Origin of the sequence: Rhizobium sp. N621, assembly GCF_001664325.1 — a bacterium.
Classification (GTDB): domain Bacteria; phylum Pseudomonadota; class Alphaproteobacteria; order Rhizobiales; family Rhizobiaceae; genus Rhizobium; species Rhizobium esperanzae.
Genome location: NZ_CP013495.1, coordinates 229,422 through 250,061 on the forward strand (window position 1 = coordinate 229,422; position 20,640 = coordinate 250,061).

Here is a 20,640-nt window from a genome sequence, read left to right on the forward strand (position 1 = left end):
GGAGCGCGCGATGGATTATTATGACATTTTCGTCAGCATTCTCGCCTCCACGATCCGCCTGTCGATCCCGCTGATCTTCACTGCACTCGCCGGTCTGTTTTCGGAACGCGCCGGCATCTTCGATATCGGCCTCGAGGGCAAGATGCTGGGCTCGGCCTTCGCCGCCGCCTGCATCGCCTATCTCACCGATTCGGCCTGGCTCGGACTCGGCGCCGGCATTGTCTGCTCGGTGGCCCTCAGTCTGGTGCATGGCTTTGCCTCGATCACCAATCGCGGCAACCAGATCGTCTCGGGCGTCGCGATCAACTTCTTCATCGCCGGCATCACCATCGTGCTCGGCCAGGCCTGGTTCGGCCAGGGCGGGCGCACGCCGCAGCTTTCGCCGGAAGCGCGCTTCGCGCCGATCATCCTGCCGGGCGCAGATGCCATCCATAGTGTGCCGATCCTCGGCCCGCTCTATGCCAATGTCATCTCGGGCAACAACATCCTCACCTACCTCGCCTTCCTCGCCGTGCCCTTCTCCTGGTGGGTGCTTTACCGCACACGCTTCGGCCTCAGGCTGCGCGCCGTCGGCGAAAATCCGGGCGCGGTCGATACGGCAGGCATTTCGGTTGCCTGGCTGCGCTACCGCGCCGTCATGTGCGCCGGTATCCTCTGCGGCTTTTCCGGCACGTACCTCGCGATCGCCCAGTCCGCCGCCTTCATCAAGGACATGTCGGCCGGCAAGGGCTATATCGCGCTGGCGGCGCTGGTCTTCGCCAAGTGGAAGCCGGTACCGGTGATGTTCGCCTGCCTGCTCTTCGGCTTCCTCGATGCTTTGGCGAACTTCATGCAGGGCAAGCAGGTGCCGCTGGTCGGTGAAGTGCCGGTCCAGGTGTTCCAGGCGCTGCCCTATATCCTGACCTGCATTCTGCTTGCCGGCTTCATCGGCGTCGCAATCCCGCCGAAGGCCGGCGGCGTGCCCTATACGAAGGAACGTTGATCATGTCCCACGACCTGTTCGAAGCCGCCCGCGGCGCCATGGCTTTTGCGCATGCGCCCTATTCGAAATTCCCGGTCGGCGCGGCGATCCGCGCCGAGGACGGCAAGGTCTATACCGGCGCCAACATCGAAAACCTCTCCTTCCCGCAGGGGTGGTGCGCCGAGCCGACGGCGATCAGCGCCATGATCATGGGCGGCGCCAGGAAGATCGTCGAAATGGCCGTGATCGCCGAGAAGCTGCCGCTCTGCCCGCCCTGCGGCGGCTGCCGCCAGAAGATCTCCGAATTCGCCGCCAAGGACACGAAGATCTATCTCTGCGATGAGGCGGGCGTGAAGAAGACCATGACGATGGAAGAGCTTCTTCCCTTCAGCTTCGAGACGGAACTCGGATGAGGGCGACGGTCGACCTGCTCGCCGCATTGCTCGGCGCCATCAAGCCGCGCTACGGAATCGTGCTCGGCTCCGGTCTCGGCTCCCTGGTTGGCCAGCTGGAAGGCGCCATCCGTATTCCCTATCGCGACCTGCCGGACTTTCCCGTCAGCGCCGTCTCCGGCCACGCCGGCGAAGTCGTCGCCGGCCGCCTCGGTGGAAAGCCGGTCATCATGCTTTCCGGCCGCGTGCATTATTATGAGAAGGGCGATGCCAGCGCCATGCGCCTGCCGATCGAGGTGCTGAAGGCGCTCGGCGTCGAGGCGCTGATCCTGACCAATTCGGCCGGATCGCTGCGCGACGACATGCCGCCCGGCTCGGTGATGCAGATCACCGATCACATCAACTATTCCGGCATGAACCCGCTGATCGGCGAGGAAAGCGACCATCGCTTCGTCGGCATGACCAATGCCTATGATGCCGGTCTTGCCGCGGCGATGCGGAAGGCGGCGGCAAAGCTCAAGATCGAGCTGGGGCAGGGCGTCTATATGTGGTTTTCCGGTCCGAGCTTCGAAACGCCGGCCGAAATCCGCATGGCGCGCATTCTCGGCGCCGATGCCGTCGGCATGTCGACAGTGCCCGAAGTGATCATCGCAAGAATGCTGGGTCTGAGGGTTGCGGCCGCTTCCGTTATCACCAACTATGGAGCAGGCATGACCGGCAATGAGCTCAGCCATGAAGAAACCAAGGACATGGCGCCCGTCGGCGGCGCCCGTCTTGCCGACATATTGAGAGAGATGATTGCGGCCGAAGGAAGCGAAAAATGAATAGCCATTCCATCCGGGAAACGGCGGCGGTCGCCCTTTCCCTTCTCGACCTCACCAATCTGAAGGACGACTGCACCGAGGCGCAGATCGACACGCTCTGCGTCCGCGCGCAGACACCCTACGGCAACAGCGCCGCGATCTGCATCTGGCCGCGTTTCGTCGCCTATGCCCGCAATATCCTCGGCGCCGGCCATCCCGTGCGGATCGCAACGGTCGTCAATTTCCCGGCGGGCGATATGGAAGTGGCCGATGTCGCCGCCGAAACCCGTGAGGCGATTGCCGACGGCGCCGATGAGATCGATCTGGTCATTCCCTACCGCAAGCTCATATCAGGCAACGAGAAGGCGGTGACCGACATGGTCAAGGCGGTGCGCGCCGAATGCGCCGGCCCCGTCCTGCTGAAGGTGATCATCGAGACCGGCGAGTTGAAGGATGCCGTCTTGATCCGCCGTGCCTCCGAACTTGCGATCGATGCCGGCGCCGATTTCATCAAGACCTCGACGGGCAAGGTCGCCGTCAACGCGACGCTCGAAGCCGCCGACATCATGATCCGGGCCATTCGTGAAAGCGGGCGCAAGGTCGGCTTCAAGCCGGCTGGCGGCATCGGCTCGGTGACCGATGCGGCGCTCTATCTCAGCCTTGCCGAAACCATCATGGCGCCGGACTGGGCCATGCCTTCGACCTTCCGCTTCGGCGCTTCCGGCCTGCTCGACGACATACTGGCGGTTCTGAGCGGAGCGCAGCCGGCACCGGCTGCGGCGTCGAGCTATTGAGATGATTCCGCAGGAGATCATCCGGCGTAAACGCGATGGCGAGGAACTCGACGCCGCCGATATCAGCTCCTTCATCGCAGCGCTGGCCGCCGGGCAGCTGTCCGAAGGCCAGATCGGCGCCTTCGCCATGGCCGTCTGGTTCAAAGGCATGTCAGGCGAGGAAATCGTGGCCCTGACGCTGGCAATGGCCAATTCCGGCGACAGGCTGCAATGGGCTGGCATCGACCGTCCGATCGCCGACAAACATTCGACCGGCGGCGTCGGCGATAATGTCTCGCTGATGCTGGCGCCGATCGCCGCTGCCTGCGGCCTCGCCGTCCCGATGATCTCGGGGCGCGGCCTCGGCCATACCGGCGGCACGCTCGACAAGCTCGAATCCATTCCGGGCTATAGGATCACCCCCGATGCGGAGCTCTTCGGCAAGGTGGTGAAGGAGGCGGGATGCGCCATCATCGGCCAGACCGGAAGCTTGGCGCCCGCCGACGGCAGGCTTTATGCCGTGCGCGACGTCACTGCCACCGTCGATTCCATTCCGCTCATCACTGCCTCCATCCTGTCGAAGAAGCTCGCGGCCGGGCTCGAGACGCTGGTGCTCGACGTCAAGCTCGGCAACGGCGCCTTCATGGCCGACCGCCGTCAGGCGAAGATGCTGGCGCATTCCCTGGTCGAAGTGGCCAACGGCGCGGGCGTGCAGACATCCGCCTTGATCACCGACATGAATGAGCCGCTCGCCGATTGCGCCGGCAATGCCGTCGAGATGCGCAACTGCCTGGACTTCCTGGCGGGCAGGAAGACCGGCACGCGGCTCGAGACCGTGGTTTTTGCCTTTGCCGCCGAGATGCTGGTGAAATCGGGCATTGCCGCTTCCGCTGAAGAAGCCGATGCGATGGCGCGCCGAGCGCTGTCATCGGGACAGGCGGCCGAAACCTTCGGGCGTATGATATCCATGCTCGGCGGACCGGCCGATCTCGTCGAAAATCCGGAGAGATACCTGGCCAGGGCGCCGGTCGAAAAAGAAGTCCCGGCCGCCCGATCCGGCTGGCTTGCCGCCTGCGACGCGCGGGGTATCGGCATCAGCGTCATCGATCTCGGCGGCGGCCGCCATCATCCGGCAGATCGGATCGATCACCGCGTCGGTTTCTCCGGTCTCCTGCCGCTTGGCACCCGGGTCAATGCGGGCGATCCGATCGCTGTCGTCCACGCTGCTGACGAAGCCGCGGCGGAAAAAGCAGCTGCGGCCCTTGCCGTGCATTATCGCATTGCTGACGAGAAGCCGGAATTGGCCTCCGTCATTGCAGGCCGGGTCTGATGCGGTTTACTGTTTGAGGCTGAGCGAGCCGTCGGCGACGGAATAAGAGGCGAGTTTCTGCAGGAAGCTCATGCCGACCAGCGTGGTCGTCAGCGCGTCGTCCCTGAGCACGAAGGCCTCGACATTCCGGACGCGGATGCCGCCGATTTCGACGCGATCGAGGATCACGTGCGCGGCCTTCGTCTGGCCGTTCGCCGTGTTCACACCATAGCGGAAGTCGAGCTGATTTGCGGTGTAGCCGAGCCGGCGCGCGAGTGTCTCGTTGAGGGCGACATAGGTGGCGCCGGTATCGATCAGCCCTGGCACCGGCTTGCCGTTGATCTTGAAGCTGCCGGTATAGTGCCCCTGCGCATCCGCCTGCAGGCGGATCGTACCAGTGCCGGAAGCGGGCGCCGGTGCAGCGGGTTGGCCGGCGTCGGCCGATACGAAATTGGCGGAGAGACCGTCGGCAGGTTGCTGGCTGACACTTCCAACGAAGGAAGGTACCTGTGTGGCCAGCACCGCGGCGATGCTGGCGAAAATGACGGTACGCGCGAGCATGAAACAGAAATCCTTCCTGTATAAACCCCGCTTCATGCGAGGCCTCATGCTTCCAGCTTGCTAACCCTCAAATCCTGATAACTTGCTAATATCGATAATAAAAAGGCCCGGAGCGAACCGTCCGGGCCACAAAGTCTTGCGATTTGGTAAAGGAAGGCTGAAATTATTTGGTTCCGTACATGCGGTCGCCGGCATCGCCGAGGCCCGGCATAATGTAGCCCTTCTCGTTGAGATGGCTGTCGATCGCCGCGGTGAAGACCGGAACATCCGGATGCGCCGCGCGGAAGTTGCGGATGCCTTCCGGGGCGGCGAGCAGGCAGAGGAAGCGGATATTGTGGGCGCCGCGTTCCTTGAGCTTGTCGATCGCAGCAATCGAGGAATTGCCAGTCGCCAGCATTGGGTCGACGACGATGATCAGGCGCTCGGCCACGTCTTCCGGTGCCTTGAAGTAATACTCGACCGGCTGCAGCGTCTCGTGATCGCGATAGACGCCGATATGCGAGACGCGGGCGGAAGGCACGAGATCGAGCATGCCTTCGAGCAGCCCGTTGCCGGCGCGCAGGATCGAGGCGAAGACCAGCTTCTTGCCTTCCAGGATCGGCGAGTCCATCGTCTGCAGCGGCGTCTCGATCGTTGCCATGGTCAATTCGAGATCGCGGGTGACCTCGTAACAGAGCAGCGTGGAGATTTCGCGCAGCAGGCGCCGGAAACTTCCCGTCGATGTCTCCTTGCGTCGCATGATGGTGAGCTTGTGCTGCACAAGCGGGTGATCGATGACCGTGACGCCGTCCATGGGGAAGCCTTTCATTCTTTCTATCGAATGTTTCTTTCACGGAAATTGGCCCGACCGCAAGAGTGCAGCCGAATTTGCGCCGATCTTCCCCAACCTCCGGAGCCTTTCCCGGTCAGGAAGGGCTCTCACCCTCAAACGCGGGCGAGCAGCGTCTTCCGCGTCTCCTCGTCGACGAAGGCCGCTTCGATTGCGGTGCGCGTCATGGCGTCGATCTCCGCATCGCTGAAGCCGAAAGCTTCAGCGGCGAGCGCATACTCCCGCTCGAGCGACGTGTGGAAGAAAGGCGGATCATCCGAGCTGATCGTCACCGGCACCCCCGCTTCCTTCAGCCGGCGCAGCGGATGCGAAGCGAAATCGGGAAAGACCCGAAGAGCGATATTGGAGCCGGGACAGACCTCGAGCACGGTGCCGAGATCGGCAAGCCGCTTCACCAGGTCGAGATCCTCGATGGCGCGCACGCCATGGCCGATGCGCGCCGGGCGCACCGCATCGAGCGCATCGGCGACGCTGAAGGCGCCGCAGACCTCGCCGGCATGGATGGTAAGCCCGAGGCCGGCATCGCGGGCAATATCGAAGGCTCTGATATAATCGGCGACACGGCCCATGCGCTCTTCACCGGCCAGGTTGAAGCCGGTGATCAAGGGATTGCCGGCCTTTGCCGCATATTCGGCCGCACCGATCACGCTCTCCGGACCGAAATGCCGTTCGCCGGTGACGATCAGGCGGGCCTCGATGCCGCTTTTGGCCTTGGCCCGCCGGATGCCTTCACAGACGCCGGATATATACGCATCTGCGCCGAGCCCGATGCGCTTGCCATGGTCGGGCGACACGATGAGTTCGCTGTAGATCGTGTTGATGGCGGCGAGTTCATCGAGATAGGTTTCGGTCAGAAGCGCATAGTCCTCCTCGGTCTTGTAGACTTCCGAAACCTTGTCGTAACATTCGAGGAAACTTGCGAAATCATGCCAGACATAGGCGCCGTCGCGAAGCTGCCCGCTGATGTCGATGCCGTATTTGCGCGCCTGCGCCTCGGTCAAGGCTGGCGGTGCCGCACCCTCCAGATGGCAGTGCAGCTCGACCTTCTTCAAATGCGATGTCACAGAAAACTCCTTCCGTGCGGCCCGGCCGGAATGCCGAGATGCCGTGCAATGCTTTCGCCGATATCTGCATAGGTGCGGCGCACCCCGATCGAACGCGACCGGATGCCGGGGCCGAAGGCGATAATCGGCACGCGCTCGCGCGTATGGTCCGTGCCGCGCCAGGTCGGATCACAGCCATGATCGGCGGTGAGCACGACGAGGTCGCCGGGTTTCAGCTTCTTGTGGACTTCGGGCAGGCGCGCGTCGAAGGCTTCGAGGGCTGCGGCATAGCCCGGCACATCACGGCGATGGCCGTAGTTCATGTCGAAATCGACGAAATTGGTGAAGACGAGATCGCCGTCGTTCGCCGCGTCGATCGCTGACAGCGACGCATCCATCAGCGCCTCGTTGCCTGTCGCTTTGATGACGCGCGAAATTCCCTGATGGGCGAAGATATCGCCGATCTTTCCGACCGCATGCACGTGCCGGCCGTGCTGAAGGAGCCTGTCGAGCAATGTCGGTTCCGGCGGCAGCACCGAAAAGTCGCGCCGGTTGCCGGTGCGCTGGAAGGTGGACGCCGACTGGCCGATGAAGGGCCGGGCGATGACGCGGCCAATATTGTAGGGATCGAGCAGCCCGCGGGCGATACGGCAGAAGGCGAGCAGCCGATCGAGGCCGAAATGCGCTTCGTGCGCGGCGACCTGGAAGACGGAATCCGAAGAGGTATAGCAGATCGGTTTACCGGTGCGGATATGCTCCTCACCGAGACGGGCGATGATCTCAGTTCCCGAAGCATGGCAGTTGCCGAGAATGCCGGGCACATCGCCGGCTCGGCACAACGCTTCTATCAGTTCCAGCGGGAAGGCGTCGCCCTCCGTCGGGAAATAACCCCAATCGAAATTGACAGGTGTCCCCGCGATCTCCCAATGGCCCGATGGCGTGTCCTTGCCGCGAGAGATTTCGCTGGCCGCGCCATAAATGCCGTAGACCTTTTCCGGCAGGGGCATGCCGGCCGGAAATTGGCCGGAGGCGGCGCGGGCGATGTGCAGAAGCCCGAGTTCCGACATGTTGGGCAGGGAAAGCGTCCCGCTGCGCAGCCCAGCGCGGTCTCCGGCACCGGCCGCGCAGAATTCGGCGATATGGCCAAGCGTGTCGGCGCCCTCGTCGCCATAGGCTGCCGCATCCGGCGCCCCGCCGACGCCGAAGGAATCGAGAACGAAAAGAAAGGCGCGCGCCATTTTACCCCCGAAAGGACCGATCGCCGGCCTCCGGACCGTCGGAGGCTGAAGCCCACGCATATAGTGCCGCGCCTGGCTTGGCAAATTCGAGACGGGGAAGGGGTCAGCAGTCGCCGCAGGAGATCGAGTCGCCTTGCCGCTGGCGGTAGAAGTAACTGCGCCGGATGGTAATCGTGCGCATCCCATCCGGCATGAAGTTCGGAGCGAACAGAAACATCGTATAAGGGATGCTGAGTTCGGTCCGAACGAGGAAGCTGTTTGCCGTCTTCATATCGGCCGGCACGTCGCTCACCGTCACATTCTTCGCATAGGGCGTCGTTCCGTCCTGCGCCCAGGACCAGAGTACTTTCGCATTGGCGCCGGCGTCGATTGAAATTCCGGTGATTTTCAGCGTCAGCGATGTTGAATTGTAGGGCACGAACATCGCCGTTGCGACCGACGGCATCTGCGCGAGTGCGCTCTTCGTAACGGATTGCTGCTGGGTGACGAGGTCGGCGATCGAACCAGCGGCGCGTGTCGCGCGCTTGCTGACGCTGAGGCCGATCGTAATCTCGAAAGCGCCGATATAGAGCATGACGAGCACGGGAAAGAGGATCGCGAATTCGATCGCTCCGGCGCCCTCGCGCTCTCGCGCCAGCCGACGCGCCTGCTGTACCAGTCTGGTGAACGGGTTGCGCATCGCCATTATGGATACTGCTCGTTCTGGAAGGCGGAGGTGGCGATAATCAGATATTGCGTCGGCATCGAACCGTCCGACGGACGGATCGTCGTGATATAGGGCCGGACCAGATCCGTGATGATTTCCCATCGATAGTAGGCGCGCAGCATGTTGATCGTGCCGGCACCGCCAGGCGTATATTTGAAGGCGGCGGTATTGATGTCGGCATATCGGTCACTGGAAACCTTGGGGATCGTCGTCGGAATCGCCGAGAAGGAGCCGAACGTCTGCACATCCACGTAAAGCTTGCTCGGCGTGGCGGCTTCGCTGGTCGAGCAGCTGATCAGGATCGAGATCTCGTTGCAGAACGCCTGGCGGAATTGCGTCCGGCTCATATCGGTCGTACGGCCGAGATTGTAGGTGATCTGCCCGGTCCGCATCCGGCGGCTCATCGTATCGACGGCGTTGGAGACGAGTTCTTCGGCGGCGAAGGCGATGAAGGTTTCGAGGATCGCGAAGATCACCAGGAAGTACGGAATGGCAAGCAAGGCAAATTCGATTGCCGCTGCGCCGTCGCGCGAGCGGGCGACAGCGCGAAACTGGGAGAAACGGTTCGGCGCAAAGGCGCGCTTTCTATCCGTCTTCTGATCAACTACCGTCATTGCCTGGACCCGAGCGACATCTCTGCCTGCCACACTAGGGTCCGTTCGTTGATTTTCCGTTTCAGGCCGATACGACGATTTTAACGAATGGCAGAAGATCCGAACCGGGCCGATCAGGGCGACGTGGTGCCGGCGGCCGCTTGCTGCGCATGCTGCTCGCAATTGGGCGTGCAGGACAGCACGGAGCGCTCGGTCTGCCGGTAGACGCGCACCGTGTTGCCCTCGTCTATCGACACAAGGATGCGCTCGTCGAGGATCGCATTGCCGTCGGCATCCAGAAGAACCAGATTGGTGGTGCCGAAGCTGCGGCCTGTCAGCACGATCGTCTTGGCATCGGCTACGGTCGCGTCGGCGACCTGGGCGTTGCCGACGATGACCTTGCTGACGGGGCGGTCGAGCTTCAAGACGCGCGCGTGATCCATATAGACGCGCAGCATGTCATCGTCTGCGGCCGAGGAAACTCCCGAAATACCGGAAACGGCGATCATGCCGGCAAAGAAAATGGTTTTGCCGCTCGATGACATCTGGTCCTCTTTCACGATCACAGCGCAATAGGCGATAGAATGGAAAAAAATGGTGAATGAAGCCTTAATCTCGCCATGCTGTTTCGCGGTGAAGCAGGATGATCTGATTTGGCACTGGCTTCGGCCGGGGTGTGTTGCGGCTGGATGCGGTGCCTGTGCTGTTTCCGGATGAATCCCGTTGTTAACCTCTGAATATCATTAAATATTGAGCGAAATGAATAAGGTAAAGCTTACCCTGCAGGAGCCTCCGGCGGCTTTCACATGCGGTTAACTCTTTTTCTTAAGCCGATGGAAACGCCCATTCATTAGATTGCGGTTCATCCGATCAACGGCAACAGTTGGCGGACGTGCTGAACATCAACTGGAGTTAGGAGTACCCATGACCAAGCTTTTTAGCCGTTTTCTGAAGGACGAATCCGGCGCGACCGCAATCGAATACGGCCTGATCGCAGCCCTCATTTCCGTAGCGCTCATCGCCGGCGCCACGACCCTCGGCGAGAAGATCGGCAACACGTTCAACGGTCTGAGCACCAAGATGGACGACGCCACTTCGAAGGCGAACTAATCGAGGTGCCGCGAGGCGGCACTTTCCTGATTCTGGCCGGATCTGATCTGGCTGGTCCATCGAGCGGGCTCACGCGCTGAACGGCCGTGAGCCTTTTCGCATCTTGCTATGATCGGGTATACGCATGATCGCAGCTGCAGTCTTTGTCATACTGCCACTCTGCCTCGCCATGGCGGCCTTCTCGGATCTGTTCACCATGACGATCCCGAACCGTATTTCCCTGATCCTTGTTGTCTCTTTTCTCGCACTGGCGCCGTTTTTTGGTCTCGGCCTGCAGGCGATCGGCACGCATCTTGCCGCCGGCGCGATCGTCTTTACCGCATGCTTCGCTCTTTTTGCCTTTAATGTGATGGGCGGCGGAGACGCAAAACTGTTGACCGCCACCGCGCTCTGGTTCGGCTTGAACGAATCCCTGCTTTTCCTGATGACCGATGTTGCCATTATCGGCGGCCTCCTTACCCTGCTCATCCTGCTGGTGAGGGGACAGTCGAATACCATCCTTGCGATCGGACTGCCGGTGCCGAACTCTTTGCTGCTCGCCAAGAAGATCCCATACGGCATCGCCATCGCGATCGGTGGCTACATGGCCTTCCCGTCCTCGCCGCTCTTCATCGCTGCACTGGAAAGCCTGAAATAACGCATCTTAAATGCCCGTTAACTTAAAATGTAAGCATTCCATTAACCATAATTACACCAATTGCTGAGCATTCTGCAGGGCGAACATATCGTGCCCTGGGGAATGATCGATGAAACCGGCCCGCCTTATAATTCTCGCTGTCGCCGTGGCGGCAGCCGGCCTCGCCGGGCTCCTGGCAATGCGCATGAGCGGCAGTGGTGGCGTCGTCACGCGGGTGCAGTCGGTTGTCGAGAAAGAACCCACCGTTAACATCCTCGTTTCGAGCAAAAATCTGCCGGTCGGAGCAAGGCTGGGCGACGACACGGTGCATTGGATGGCCTGGCCGCAGGGCGGCGTGGTCCAGGGCTTCATCACCGAGGCTGACAAGCCGGATGCAATCAAGGATCTGCAGGGCGCCGTCGTGCGTCTGCCGATTTTCGAAGGCGAGCCGATCCGGCCTGAAAAAGTCGCCGATTCCAGCAGCCGCATCCTGTCCTCGCTGTTGCCGGCCGGCAAACGCGCCGTTGCGACCGAGATATCTGTGGCAACGGGCGCCGGCGGTTTCATCCTGCCGAACGATCGCGTCGATGTCATCATGGTCCGCAAGGGTACCGAGGCCAACAAGCTCATCACCGAGACGGTGCTGAGCAATGTGCGCGTTCTCGCCATCGACCAGCAGATCCAGGAAAAGGACGATGGCTCGAAGACGGTGGTCGGCACGACCGCAACGCTCGAGCTGACCCCGGACCAGACGAAAGTTCTCGCCGTTGCCCAGCAGATGGCTGACCGGCTTTCGCTCGCTCTGCGCTCCGTCGCCGATGCGCAGGAGCAGGATACCAGTGCGGCGGACTATCTGCTGAGCGGCGACAACGGCAGCGCGATCATTCAGGTCATCAAGTCGGGCTCCATCGTGACGGATGCCGGCGCAGCGCCGAAGGCGGAGTAAAGGGACGTGCAAATGGGTAATTCAACACGGCGCGCCAAGCTTCTCCTGACAGGCTGCCTCTCGCTGGCAGTCGGCGCGACCGGCATGGCACCGGCCTCTTTCGGACCGCTTCTCGTTGTCAGTGAGGCGCGTGCCGCGGAAAGCCTTGTCCGCATCTCGCAAACTGGCCCCGACGCCCATCGCCGGCTGAAGCTCGGGCTGAACAAGGCCGTCGTCGTCGATCTGCCGGAGGATGCCCATGATATCCTCGTCTCCGACCCGACAATGGCCGATGCCGTGACCCGCACTTCGCGGCGCATCTACCTATTCGGCAAGAAGGTCGGCCAGACGAATATCTTTGTCTTCGGCGCCGGCGGGCAGGAGGTCGTCAATCTCGACATCGAGATCGAGCGCGATGTCTCCGGTCTTGAAACCAATCTCCGCCGTTTCATTCCCGACTCTAACATCAAAGTCGAAATCGTCTCCGACAATATCGTGCTGACCGGCACCGTTCGCACCCCGCAGGATGCCACCCAGGCGGCCGATCTAGCGCAGGTCTTCCTGAAGGGCGGCGAAGCGACGACGAGAACCGAGACGGCATCCGGCACCGGCGGCGACAGCTCGGTGGCGCTCTTTGCCGAAGGCCGCCAGACGTCGCAGGTCGTCAACCTCCTGCAGATCCAGGGCGAGGACCAGGTCACCCTCAAGGTGACGATCGCCGAGGTTCGCCGCGAGGTCCTGAAGCAACTCGGCTTCGACAATCTCGTCTCCAATTCTTCCGGCATGACGGTTGCTCAGCTTGGTGCTCCGAGCGCTGACAGCGCCACAGCCACCGTCGGCGGCGGCCTGGCGGCTCTCTTCAAGAGCTCGATCGGCAAATATGACATTTCGACTTATCTCAACGCGCTGGAGCAGGCCAAGGTGGTCAGGACCCTGGCCGAGCCGACATTGACGGCGATATCAGGCCAGGCGGCAACCTTCAATTCCGGCGGCCAGCAACTCTATTCGACGACCGACAATGACGGCAACGTCACCGTCGTTCCCTTCAACTACGGTATCAACCTTGCCTTTAAACCGGTGGTGCTGTCGTCTGGACGCATCAGCCTGGAGATCAAGACCAACGTCTCCGAGCCGGTGGCCGGCAGCGGCAACGCCACCTATCAGCGCCGCTCGGCGGAGACCTCGGTGGAACTCCCCTCCGGCGGCTCGATCGCGCTGGCCGGCCTGATCCGCGACAATGTTTCCCAGACGATGGGCGGCACGCCCGGCGTCTCGAAGATCCCGCTGCTCGGCACGCTGTTCCGCCAGAAGGGCTTCGAACGTCAGGAAACCGAGCTTGTCATCATCGCCACACCCTACCTGGTGCGTCCGGTGGCGCGCAATCAGCTCAACCGGCCGGATGACAATTTCAGCCCTGAGAATGACGGCGCAACCTTCTTCCTCAACCGTGTGAACAAGGTCTATGGCCGCCGCGAGGCACCCGTCGCCGACGCGCAGTTCCACGGCTCGATCGGGTTCATCTACAAATGAGCGGGGCACGATCGGCAGCAATGGCACAAAACAGAGATCAGGCGATGGCCCACATCAATGCGACGACACACCAGCTCGGTTACTCCAGGGCGCTTTTTACCACGGCGGTCATGTCGGTGGCGATCCTCTCCGGATGTGCCGGTCCGCATGACCAGCTGACGACAGGCGGGATTCCCGACGACTACCGCGCCCGCCATCCGATCATCGTCACCGAGGCCGAGCAGACGGTGGATATACCCGTCGCCTCGACCGACCGCCGCCTGACCATCGCCCAGCGCGACCTCATCCGCGGCTTTGCTGCCAATTACATTTCACGCGCGTCGGGCCCGGTTTACGTCCTGTCGCCGGAAGGTTCGCCCAATTCCGCGGCCGCCTATCTGCTGCGCAATCAGGTGCGTGCCGAACTGACGACAAGAGGGATCGCGAGCTCGAAAATCATCAATACCTCCTATGCCGCTGCCGGTGCCGGCGATGCGGCGCCGATCCGGTTGAGCTTTACCGGTACGACCGCGATCACCACGCAATGCGGCCAGTGGCCGAAGGATATCTCGAACGATCTCGCCAATCAGAACTATTATAATTTTGGCTGCGCCTCGCAGAACAACCTCGCCGCCCAGATCGCCAATCCGGAGGACCTGGTGGCGCCTCGCGGCATGACCCCGATCGATGCACAGCGGCGCAACAACGCCATCCAGGAATACCGGACGACGACAACGACGATCGAGGATGTCGCCGGCAGCGACAGCAGCTTCTGAGGCGGAACCGGACGATGAGCGCGATCGAATACGAAATCAGCAACCCCAGCGAACTTCACCACGCCGAAGAGGCGGTGCGGATGGCGGATTTGGAAGCTATGCGGCCGTTGCCGCGCATCTCCGTTCACGCCTTCTGCGAGAGCGAGGCCCTGCAGCATGTCATGGAACGCTGCGCCAATGATCGGCGCATGGCGAAGGTAAGCATGCGCATCACCAGCGGCGGCATAGCCGCTGCCGCCAATATGTTCGCCGCCGCGCCGACGCCGAACCTGATCATCCTCGAGACCAAAGCCAATTCCGGAAGCCTGCTCGGCGAACTTGCGCCGCTCGCCGCCGTCTGCGACCCGACCACTAAGGTCGTGATCGTCGGCTACTACAATGATATCGGGCTCTATCGCGAACTCATCCGCAACGGCATTTCCGAATATATGGTTCAGCCGGTCGCCATGCCCGACATTCTGACGGCAATGGCCTCGATCTTCGTTGATCCGGAAGCCGAGCCGCTCGGCCGCAGCATCGCCTTCATCGGCTCGAAAGGCGGTACCGGCGCCTCGACCATCGCGCATAATTGCGCTTTCGGCATTTCCAATCTTTTCTCCACCGAGACTATACTCGCCGATCTCGACCTGCCCTATGGCACGGCGAATATCGACTTCGACCAGGATCCGGCGCAAGGCATCGCCGAAGCGGTCTTTGCGCCTGATCGGCTCGACGAGGTCTTTCTCGACCGCCTGCTGACGAAATGCTCCGAGCACCTTTCCCTGCTTGCCGCACCCTCGCTGCTCGACCGCGCCTATGATTTCCATGGCCAGGCTTTCCAGCCGGTGCTCGACGTCCTGCAGCGCAGCGCGCCCGTCACCGTGCTCGACGTTCCGCACGCGTGGTCGGAATGGACGCGCTCGGTTCTGGCGAGTGTCGACGAAGTGGTCATCACCGCAGTTCCCGACCTTGCCAACCTGCGCAACACCAAAAATATGCTGGACGCGCTGCGCAAGATGCGGCCGAATGACAAGCCGCCGCATCTGATCCTCAATCAGGTCGGCATGCCGAAACGTCCGGAGATATCGCCGTCGGATTTCTGCGAGCCGCTGGAGGCCGATCCGATCGCGATCATTCCCTTTGACATCAACCTCTTCGGCAACGCCGCCAACAGCGGCCGGATGATCTCGGAAGTCGATCCGAAGTCGCCGACGGCCGAAACCTTTTCGCAGATATCGCACATCGTCACCGGCCGGGTCGCCATCAAGAAGGCGAAGAAGGGCGGCCTGCTCGGCCTCCTGAAGCGGAAATAGATCACCAGAATGAAGAGATCGGATTAAGCGGCATGTTTGGAAAACGCGGAAACGAAGGTTTCGGAAAGGCCGGAGGCGCGATTGCTCCTCCGCCGCCGGCCCCGGCCGCCGCCGCCGTGGCCTCTTCTCCTGCCGTCCTCGTCGAACCCCAGCGCGAATCCTCGCGCCAGCAGGTGACGCCGCCGCCGATGCAGGCGCCGCAGCGCAAGCGACCGGTTCGCACCGACGAATATTACGACACCAAACAGCAGGTCTTTTCCGCGCTGATCGACACGATCGATCTCTCGCAGCTCTCCAAGCTCGATGGCGAAAGCGCGCGCGAGGAAATCCGCGACATCGTCAACGACATCATCACCATCAAGAACTTCGCGATGTCGATCTCCGAGCAGGAGGAACTGCTCGAGGATATCTGCAACGACGTTCTGGGCTACGGTCCGCTGGAGCCGTTGCTGGCGCGCGACGACATCGCCGACATCATGGTCAACGGGGCCGGCCAGACCTTCATCGAAGTCGGCGGCAAGACGATCGAATCGGAAATCCGCTTCCGCGACAATGCGCAGCTTCTCTCCATCTGCCAGCGCATTGTCAGCCAGGTCGGCCGCCGCGTCGATGAATCGAGCCCGATCTGCGACGCGCGCCTGCCCGATGGCTCGCGCGTTAACGTCATCGCGCCGCCGCTGTCGATCGACGGGCCGGCGCTCACCATCCGCAAGTTCAAGAAGGACAAGCTGACGCTCGATCAGCTCGTCCGTTTCGGCGCGATCACGCCGGAAGGCGCGACCGTGCTGCAGATCATCGGGCGCGTGCGCTGCAACGTCATCATCTCGGGCGGCACGGGTTCGGGTAAAACGACCCTGCTGAACTGCCTCACCAACTATATCGACCGGGACGAGCGCGTCATCACCTGCGAGGACACGGCCGAACTGCAGCTGCAGCAGCCGCATGTCGTGCGTCTCGAAACGCGCCCGCCGAATATCGAAGGCGAGGGCGAGATCACCATGCGCGATCTCGTCAAGAACTGCCTGCGCATGCGTCCCGAACGCATCATCGTCGGCGAAGTGCGCGGACCTGAAGTCTTCGACCTCTTGCAGGCGATGAACACCGGTCACGACGGCTCGATGGGCACGATCCACGCCAACACGCCGCGCGAATGCCTGAGCCGCATCGAATCGATGATCGCCATGGGCGGCTTCTCGCTACCGGCAAAGACGGTCCGAGAGATCATCTCTACCTCCGTCGACGTCATTATCCAGGCGGCGCGCCTGCGCGACGGTTCGCGCCGCATTACCCAGATTACCGAGGTGATCGGCATGGAAGGCGACGTCATCATCACCCAGGATCTGATGCGCTACGAGATCGATGGCGAGGATGCGGGCGGCCGACTGATCGGCCGGCACATGTCGACCGGCGTCGGCAAACCGCATTTCTGGGATCGGGCTCGTTACTTCAACGAGGAAAAGCGCCTGGCCGGCGCCCTCGACGCGATGGAAGCGAAATCGAAGGAATAGGGTGATGTTCGGATTCGATCCGGTAGTCCTGGCAATCGTCATCCTCGCCGCTGTCTCCGCCGCGGCGGTCGCCTATGCCCTGTTGTTTTCCCGGATCGAGGCCGACAAGAAATCGGCAAGTCGCATCAACCGTGTCAAATCGGCCGAGGTCGACCGCGCCAAGGTCAAGGCTGCCCGCGACCGGGTGCAGGAGATGTCGAAGCGGCGCAAATCGGTGCAGGACAATCTGAAGGATCTGGAAAAGCGCCAGAACGAAAAGACCAAGAAGACCCTGTCGATGAAATCGCGGCTGGTGCAGGCCGGCCTGACGGTCACGCTGACGCAGTTCTATCTCTTCAGCGCCATTTTCGCTTCGGTGCTGCTGTTCATGGCTTTTATCATCGGCGCTTCGTTGCTGGTCATGATCGGCATCGCTTTCGTGGCCGGACTCGGTCTGCCGCGTTGGGTCATTGGTTTCCTGATCAAGCGCCGCCAGAATAAGTTCCTCAACGAATTCCCCAATGCGCTCGATGTCATCACCCGTTCGATCAAATCGGGATTGCCGCTCAACGATGCGATCCGCCTCATCGCCACTGAGGGCACTGAGCCGGTGAAGAGCGAGTTCCGCCGCGTGATCGAAGCTCAGCAGGTTGGCCTCAGCATTCCCGACGCCTGCGCCCGCATGACGCTCCATATGCCGCTCCAGGAAGTTAACTTCTTCGCGATTGTCATCGCTATCCAGTCACAGGCTGGCGGCAATCTCTCCGAAGCGATCGGCAACCTGTCAAAGGTGCTGCGCGAGCGCAGGAAGATGAAGGCCAAGGTCTCGGCGCTGTCGATGGAAGCCAAGGCGTCCGCCGTCATCATCGGCGCTCTGCCCTTTATCGTCGCGACCCTCGTTTACCTCACGTCGCCGAACTACATGATCGTCCTTTTCACCGATCCGCGCGGCCATTTCATCATGGGCGCCTCGGCGGTCTGGATGTCGATCGGCATCCTCGTCATGCGCAACATGGTCAATTTCGACATCTAGCGGGAGAGAAGCACCGTGTCGCAGGATCTTGCCGCAACGCTGACCAATCCGAGCATGCTGATCGCTGTCTTCGTCGCGATCGCCGTCTTCGCGACTTTTTACACGATCGCCATCCCCTTCTTCGAGCGCGGCGATCTCAACAAGCGCATGAAAGCGGTCTCGACCGAGCGCGAGCAGATCCGCGCCCGCGAACGCGCCCGCATGAACACGGAACCGGGTGCCGGCAAGACTTCGCTCAGGAATCAGAACAACCGCTCGGTCCGCCAGATCGTCGAACGCTTCAACCTGCGTAAGGCGCTCGTCGACGAAAACACGGTCAACAAGCTGCGCGCCGCCGGTTTTCGCTCGGAAAACGCGCTGAATACCTTTCTCGTCGCGCGCTTCCTGCTGCCATTTCTCTTCCTCGCGCTCGCCGCCTTCTGGGTCTTCGGTCTCGGCGGCCTTGCTGATCGCGGCATGCCCATGCGCATGCTCGCCGTCATCGGCATCGCCTATCTCGGCTTTTATGCGCCGAATATCTATATCTCCAACCGCATGAGCAAGCGTCAGCACTCGATCAAGCGCGCCTGGCCGGATGCGCTGGACCTGATGCTGATCTGCGTCGAATCCGGCGTCTCGATGGAGGCGGCGATGCGTCGCGTGTCGGAGGAACTCGGCGAGCAGTCGCCGCCGCTTGCCGAGGAGATGGTGTTAACCACCGCCGAACTCTCCTTCCTGCCGGATCGCCGTGTGGCGCTCGATAATCTCGCCGCACGCACGCAGCTCGAGCTGGTGCGTTCGGTGACCCAGGCGCTGATCCAGGCGGACCGCTACGGCACGCCCGTTGCACAGGCCCTGCGCGTTCTGGCTCAGGAAGGACGCGACGAGCGGATGAACGAAGCGGAAAAGAAGGCGGCCGCCCTGCCGCCGAAACTGACGGTGCCGATGATCCTGTTCTTCCTGCCGGTGCTGATCGCCGTCATCCTCGGCCCGGCCGGCATCCAGGTGGCGGATAGGTTCTGAACCGCAGGGGGGCCTTCGACCCGCGTGACCGGCGCTGGCATAGCTGGTAAACGGGATGGGGCTGTCGGGAGCACGGAAGTGGCCGCTGCTTTTTCCAGCGCAATCCGATCCCGAAAGAGAGGTTTCGATGTCTTCCGCAGGCATTTTCATCAGCATCATGGCAGCCTTGGTCGTCGGCGCGATGAGTCCCGGCCCGAGCTTCGTCGTCGTCTCCAGGATCGCCATCTCGCGTTCGCGGCTGGATGGACTTGCGGCCGCATTCGGCATGGGCGCCGGCGGCGTCGTTTTCGCCGGCCTGGCGCTCGCCGGTCTGACGGCATTGCTGTCGCAATTCGAATGGCTCTATGTGCTGCTCAAGGTAGCGGGCGGGGCTTATCTCCTCTACATCGCCGTCAATATCTGGCGAGGCGCCGCAAAGCCGATCGAGCTTTCCGATGCCGTCAATGGCTATCGTGCGCCCATGCGCAGCTTCATCACCGCATTGCTGACGCAGCTCAGCAACCCGAAGACGATCATCGTCTACGCCAGTCTCTTTGCGGCGCTTCTGCCGAGAACGGTGCCGCTCGATCTCCTCGTGGCGCTGCCGGTCGGCGTTTTCGCGGTGGAGGCGGGGTGGTATTCGATTGTGGCGCTCGCCTTTTCGGCCCGCCACCCGCGGCGGCTCTATCTCCATGCCAAGGGCTGGATCGACAGGGCCGCCAGTGCGGTGATGGGCGGCCTTGGTCTGCGGCTCATTCTCTCGGGCCTCAGCGTCAGGTAGAACAGGCGGAGAAGGCCTGGTCATCCGGCAAAATGACGAGATCAGTTGGTGTTGCTGCCATCGGCTGCGCCCGGCGGCTTGTCCTTGGCAGCGAGCTTCTGCCAGGAATTCTGCTGCGAGAGCATGCCCCTGAGATAGGCGACATTGGCATCGGCCTGCTGCGGCGAAAGCTCCCGCCGCGCGATCTGTTCCGCTTCCGCAAAACGCCCTTGCAGGCCGACGACGAGGGCAAGATTCTGCCGGACGCGGCTGTCGGCGGTCGGCTGGCCGGCGGCGGAGCGCAGGTAGGTTTCGGCCGTGCGCAGATCGCCGGTCAGCACATAGGACATGCCGAGATTGGAAAGGATGGAAGGTTCGTTCGGCTGAATGTCGAGCGCGTCGCGGTAGCGCTGCCGGGCCTCGCTTGCCCGGCCCATCTGGTCGAGGATTGCGCCTTCGGCCGAGATCAGCCTCCAGTCGGGACGATCGGGTGTCTGGGCGCGGCCGATCGTGTCGAGCGCCTGCTGGAACTGCCCGGCCGCCGCCTGCGCCTTGCCGTAAGCCGCCAGCACATTGCGGTCGCCCGGATTGGCGATTGCCACCTGCTGCATGACGGCGAGCGCCTGCGCGTCGCGGCCGCTCATGCGCAGCAGGTTGGCATAGTTGACGCCGTTGACGGGATCGCGTGGATTCTTTTCATAGGCCTGGCCGATCCGGTCCGTCGCCGAGCGCAGCTCGGTCGCATCCATCTCTTCGACCGGCTTGGTAAGCTTCGGCACCGAGCCTGTCGTCATCCGGTCCTTGGCCGTCGTCGAGCAGCCGGCAAGCGCGAGGATGATCAGCGAAGCTGCTGCGCCGCGCAGGATATGGTTCATGGATATGGTGATGCGCGAGGCAGGCATGTTGCGTTCCTGATTCCGAAATCGGCGCCTGACCTAGAAGC

Annotated in this window: 23 protein-coding genes; 15 read left to right on the forward strand and 8 right to left on the reverse strand. The window is 62.1% G+C overall.

Translation table 11 applies throughout. From position 1 onward, the window contains the following. The first annotated feature begins 10 nt into the window (after nt 1-10). Genes AMK00_RS01105 through deoA form a run of 5 tightly spaced genes read left to right on the forward strand, consistent with a single transcriptional unit; the run spans nt 11 to nt 4,259 of the window. On the forward strand, nt 11-982 hold the full coding sequence (locus tag AMK00_RS01105; RefSeq protein ID WP_064809267.1) for an ABC transporter permease: 972 nt from the start codon (nt 11-13) through the stop codon (nt 980-982). 2 nt (nt 983-984) lie between these two features. Next, complete coding sequence (locus AMK00_RS01110; protein ID WP_064800281.1) at nt 985-1,374, forward strand: cytidine deaminase; 390 nt, start codon at nt 985-987, stop codon at nt 1,372-1,374. Continuing rightward, on the forward strand, nt 1,371-2,177 hold the full coding sequence (locus tag AMK00_RS01115; protein WP_064809268.1) for a purine-nucleoside phosphorylase: 807 nt from the start codon (nt 1,371-1,373) through the stop codon (nt 2,175-2,177). The genes AMK00_RS01110 and AMK00_RS01115 overlap by 4 nt, the downstream gene beginning before the upstream one ends. Continuing rightward, nucleotides 2,174-2,950 (forward strand): deoxyribose-phosphate aldolase, encoded by a 777-nt coding sequence (gene deoC, locus AMK00_RS01120; protein WP_064800283.1) that lies wholly within the window; start codon nt 2,174-2,176, stop codon nt 2,948-2,950. The genes AMK00_RS01115 and deoC overlap by 4 nt, the downstream gene beginning before the upstream one ends. A gap of 1 nt (nt 2,951) precedes the next feature. Further along, entirely contained in the window at nt 2,952-4,259 is a 1,308-nt protein-coding gene (gene deoA / locus AMK00_RS01125) for a thymidine phosphorylase (protein ID WP_064800284.1), read from the forward strand. 6 nt (nt 4,260-4,265) lie between these two features. On the opposite strand, the gene AMK00_RS01130 is transcribed toward deoA, so the two are convergent. The 7 genes from AMK00_RS01130 to AMK00_RS01160 form a co-directional block, all read right to left on the reverse strand. Beyond that, nucleotides 4,266-4,835: a TIGR02281 family clan AA aspartic protease gene (locus tag AMK00_RS01130; protein WP_064800285.1), complete on the reverse strand. Its 570-nt coding sequence runs from the start codon at nt 4,833-4,835 to the stop codon at nt 4,266-4,268. Nucleotides 4,836-4,962: 127 nt separating this feature from the next. Then, nucleotides 4,963-5,592 (reverse strand): uracil phosphoribosyltransferase, encoded by a 630-nt coding sequence (gene upp / locus AMK00_RS01135; protein WP_020920114.1) that lies wholly within the window; start codon nt 5,590-5,592, stop codon nt 4,963-4,965. Nucleotides 5,593-5,723: 131 nt separating this feature from the next. After that, nucleotides 5,724-6,692: an adenosine deaminase gene (locus AMK00_RS01140; RefSeq protein ID WP_064800286.1), complete on the reverse strand. Its 969-nt coding sequence runs from the start codon at nt 6,690-6,692 to the stop codon at nt 5,724-5,726. Next, complete coding sequence (locus AMK00_RS01145; RefSeq protein WP_064800287.1) at nt 6,689-7,909, reverse strand: phosphopentomutase; 1,221 nt, start codon at nt 7,907-7,909, stop codon at nt 6,689-6,691. Before AMK00_RS01145 ends, AMK00_RS01140 begins: the two co-directional genes overlap by 4 nt. A 103-nt stretch (nt 7,910-8,012) precedes the next feature. Next, a complete protein-coding gene (locus AMK00_RS01150; protein ID WP_064800288.1) occupies nt 8,013-8,594 on the reverse strand; it encodes a TadE/TadG family type IV pilus assembly protein in 582 nt (193 codons plus the stop codon). Next, the gene (locus AMK00_RS01155) at nt 8,594-9,229 is read right to left on the reverse strand and encodes a TadE/TadG family type IV pilus assembly protein (RefSeq protein WP_064800289.1); all 636 of its coding nucleotides are present in this window, start codon (nt 9,227-9,229) and stop codon (nt 8,594-8,596) included. The genes AMK00_RS01150 and AMK00_RS01155 overlap by 1 nt, the downstream gene beginning before the upstream one ends. A gap of 113 nt (nt 9,230-9,342) precedes the next feature. Further along, entirely contained in the window at nt 9,343-9,753 is a 411-nt protein-coding gene (locus tag AMK00_RS01160; RefSeq protein WP_064809269.1) for a pilus assembly protein N-terminal domain-containing protein, read from the reverse strand. Between the two features lie 379 nt (nt 9,754-10,132). On the opposite strand from AMK00_RS01160, the gene AMK00_RS01165 reads away from it, so the two are divergent. The 10 genes from AMK00_RS01165 to AMK00_RS01210 all read left to right on the forward strand — a co-directional run bounded on the left by AMK00_RS01165 (nt 10,133) and on the right by AMK00_RS01210 (nt 19,718). Beyond that, complete coding sequence (locus AMK00_RS01165; RefSeq protein ID WP_064800290.1) at nt 10,133-10,318, forward strand: Flp family type IVb pilin; 186 nt, start codon at nt 10,133-10,135, stop codon at nt 10,316-10,318. 124 nt (nt 10,319-10,442) lie between these two features. Further along, nucleotides 10,443-10,955, forward strand: a complete 513-nt coding sequence (locus AMK00_RS01170; RefSeq protein WP_064809270.1) for an A24 family peptidase — start codon at nt 10,443-10,445, stop codon at nt 10,953-10,955. Between the two features lie 109 nt (nt 10,956-11,064). After that, nucleotides 11,065-11,880 (forward strand): Flp pilus assembly protein CpaB, encoded by an 816-nt coding sequence (gene cpaB, locus AMK00_RS01175; protein ID WP_064809271.1) that lies wholly within the window; start codon nt 11,065-11,067, stop codon nt 11,878-11,880. Nucleotides 11,881-11,892: 12 nt separating this feature from the next. Then, the gene (locus AMK00_RS01180) at nt 11,893-13,389 is read left to right on the forward strand and encodes a type II and III secretion system protein family protein (protein ID WP_064800293.1); all 1,497 of its coding nucleotides are present in this window, start codon (nt 11,893-11,895) and stop codon (nt 13,387-13,389) included. Next, entirely contained in the window at nt 13,386-14,144 is a 759-nt protein-coding gene (locus AMK00_RS01185) for a CpaD family pilus assembly protein (RefSeq protein ID WP_064800294.1), read from the forward strand. The genes AMK00_RS01180 and AMK00_RS01185 overlap by 4 nt, the downstream gene beginning before the upstream one ends. Before the next feature lie 14 nt (nt 14,145-14,158). After that, entirely contained in the window at nt 14,159-15,436 is a 1,278-nt protein-coding gene (locus AMK00_RS01190) for an AAA family ATPase (RefSeq protein WP_064809272.1), read from the forward strand. Nucleotides 15,437-15,468: 32 nt separating this feature from the next. Continuing rightward, on the forward strand, nt 15,469-16,944 hold the full coding sequence (locus AMK00_RS01195) for a CpaF family protein (RefSeq protein ID WP_064800296.1): 1,476 nt from the start codon (nt 15,469-15,471) through the stop codon (nt 16,942-16,944). Between the two features lie 4 nt (nt 16,945-16,948). Beyond that, on the forward strand, nt 16,949-17,956 hold the full coding sequence (locus tag AMK00_RS01200) for a type II secretion system F family protein (RefSeq protein ID WP_064809273.1): 1,008 nt from the start codon (nt 16,949-16,951) through the stop codon (nt 17,954-17,956). A 15-nt stretch (nt 17,957-17,971) separates the two neighbouring features. Next, the gene (locus AMK00_RS01205) at nt 17,972-18,958 is read left to right on the forward strand and encodes a type II secretion system F family protein (protein WP_011423603.1); all 987 of its coding nucleotides are present in this window, start codon (nt 17,972-17,974) and stop codon (nt 18,956-18,958) included. 127 nt (nt 18,959-19,085) lie between these two features. Then, nucleotides 19,086-19,718, forward strand: coding sequence for a LysE family translocator (locus AMK00_RS01210; protein ID WP_064811611.1), 633 nt, complete (start codon nt 19,086-19,088; stop codon nt 19,716-19,718). A 41-nt stretch (nt 19,719-19,759) separates the two neighbouring features. On the opposite strand, the gene AMK00_RS01215 is transcribed toward AMK00_RS01210, so the two are convergent. Then, a complete protein-coding gene (locus AMK00_RS01215; RefSeq protein ID WP_064809274.1) occupies nt 19,760-20,599 on the reverse strand; it encodes a tetratricopeptide repeat protein in 840 nt (279 codons plus the stop codon). Between the last annotated feature and the right edge of the window lie 41 nt (nt 20,600-20,640).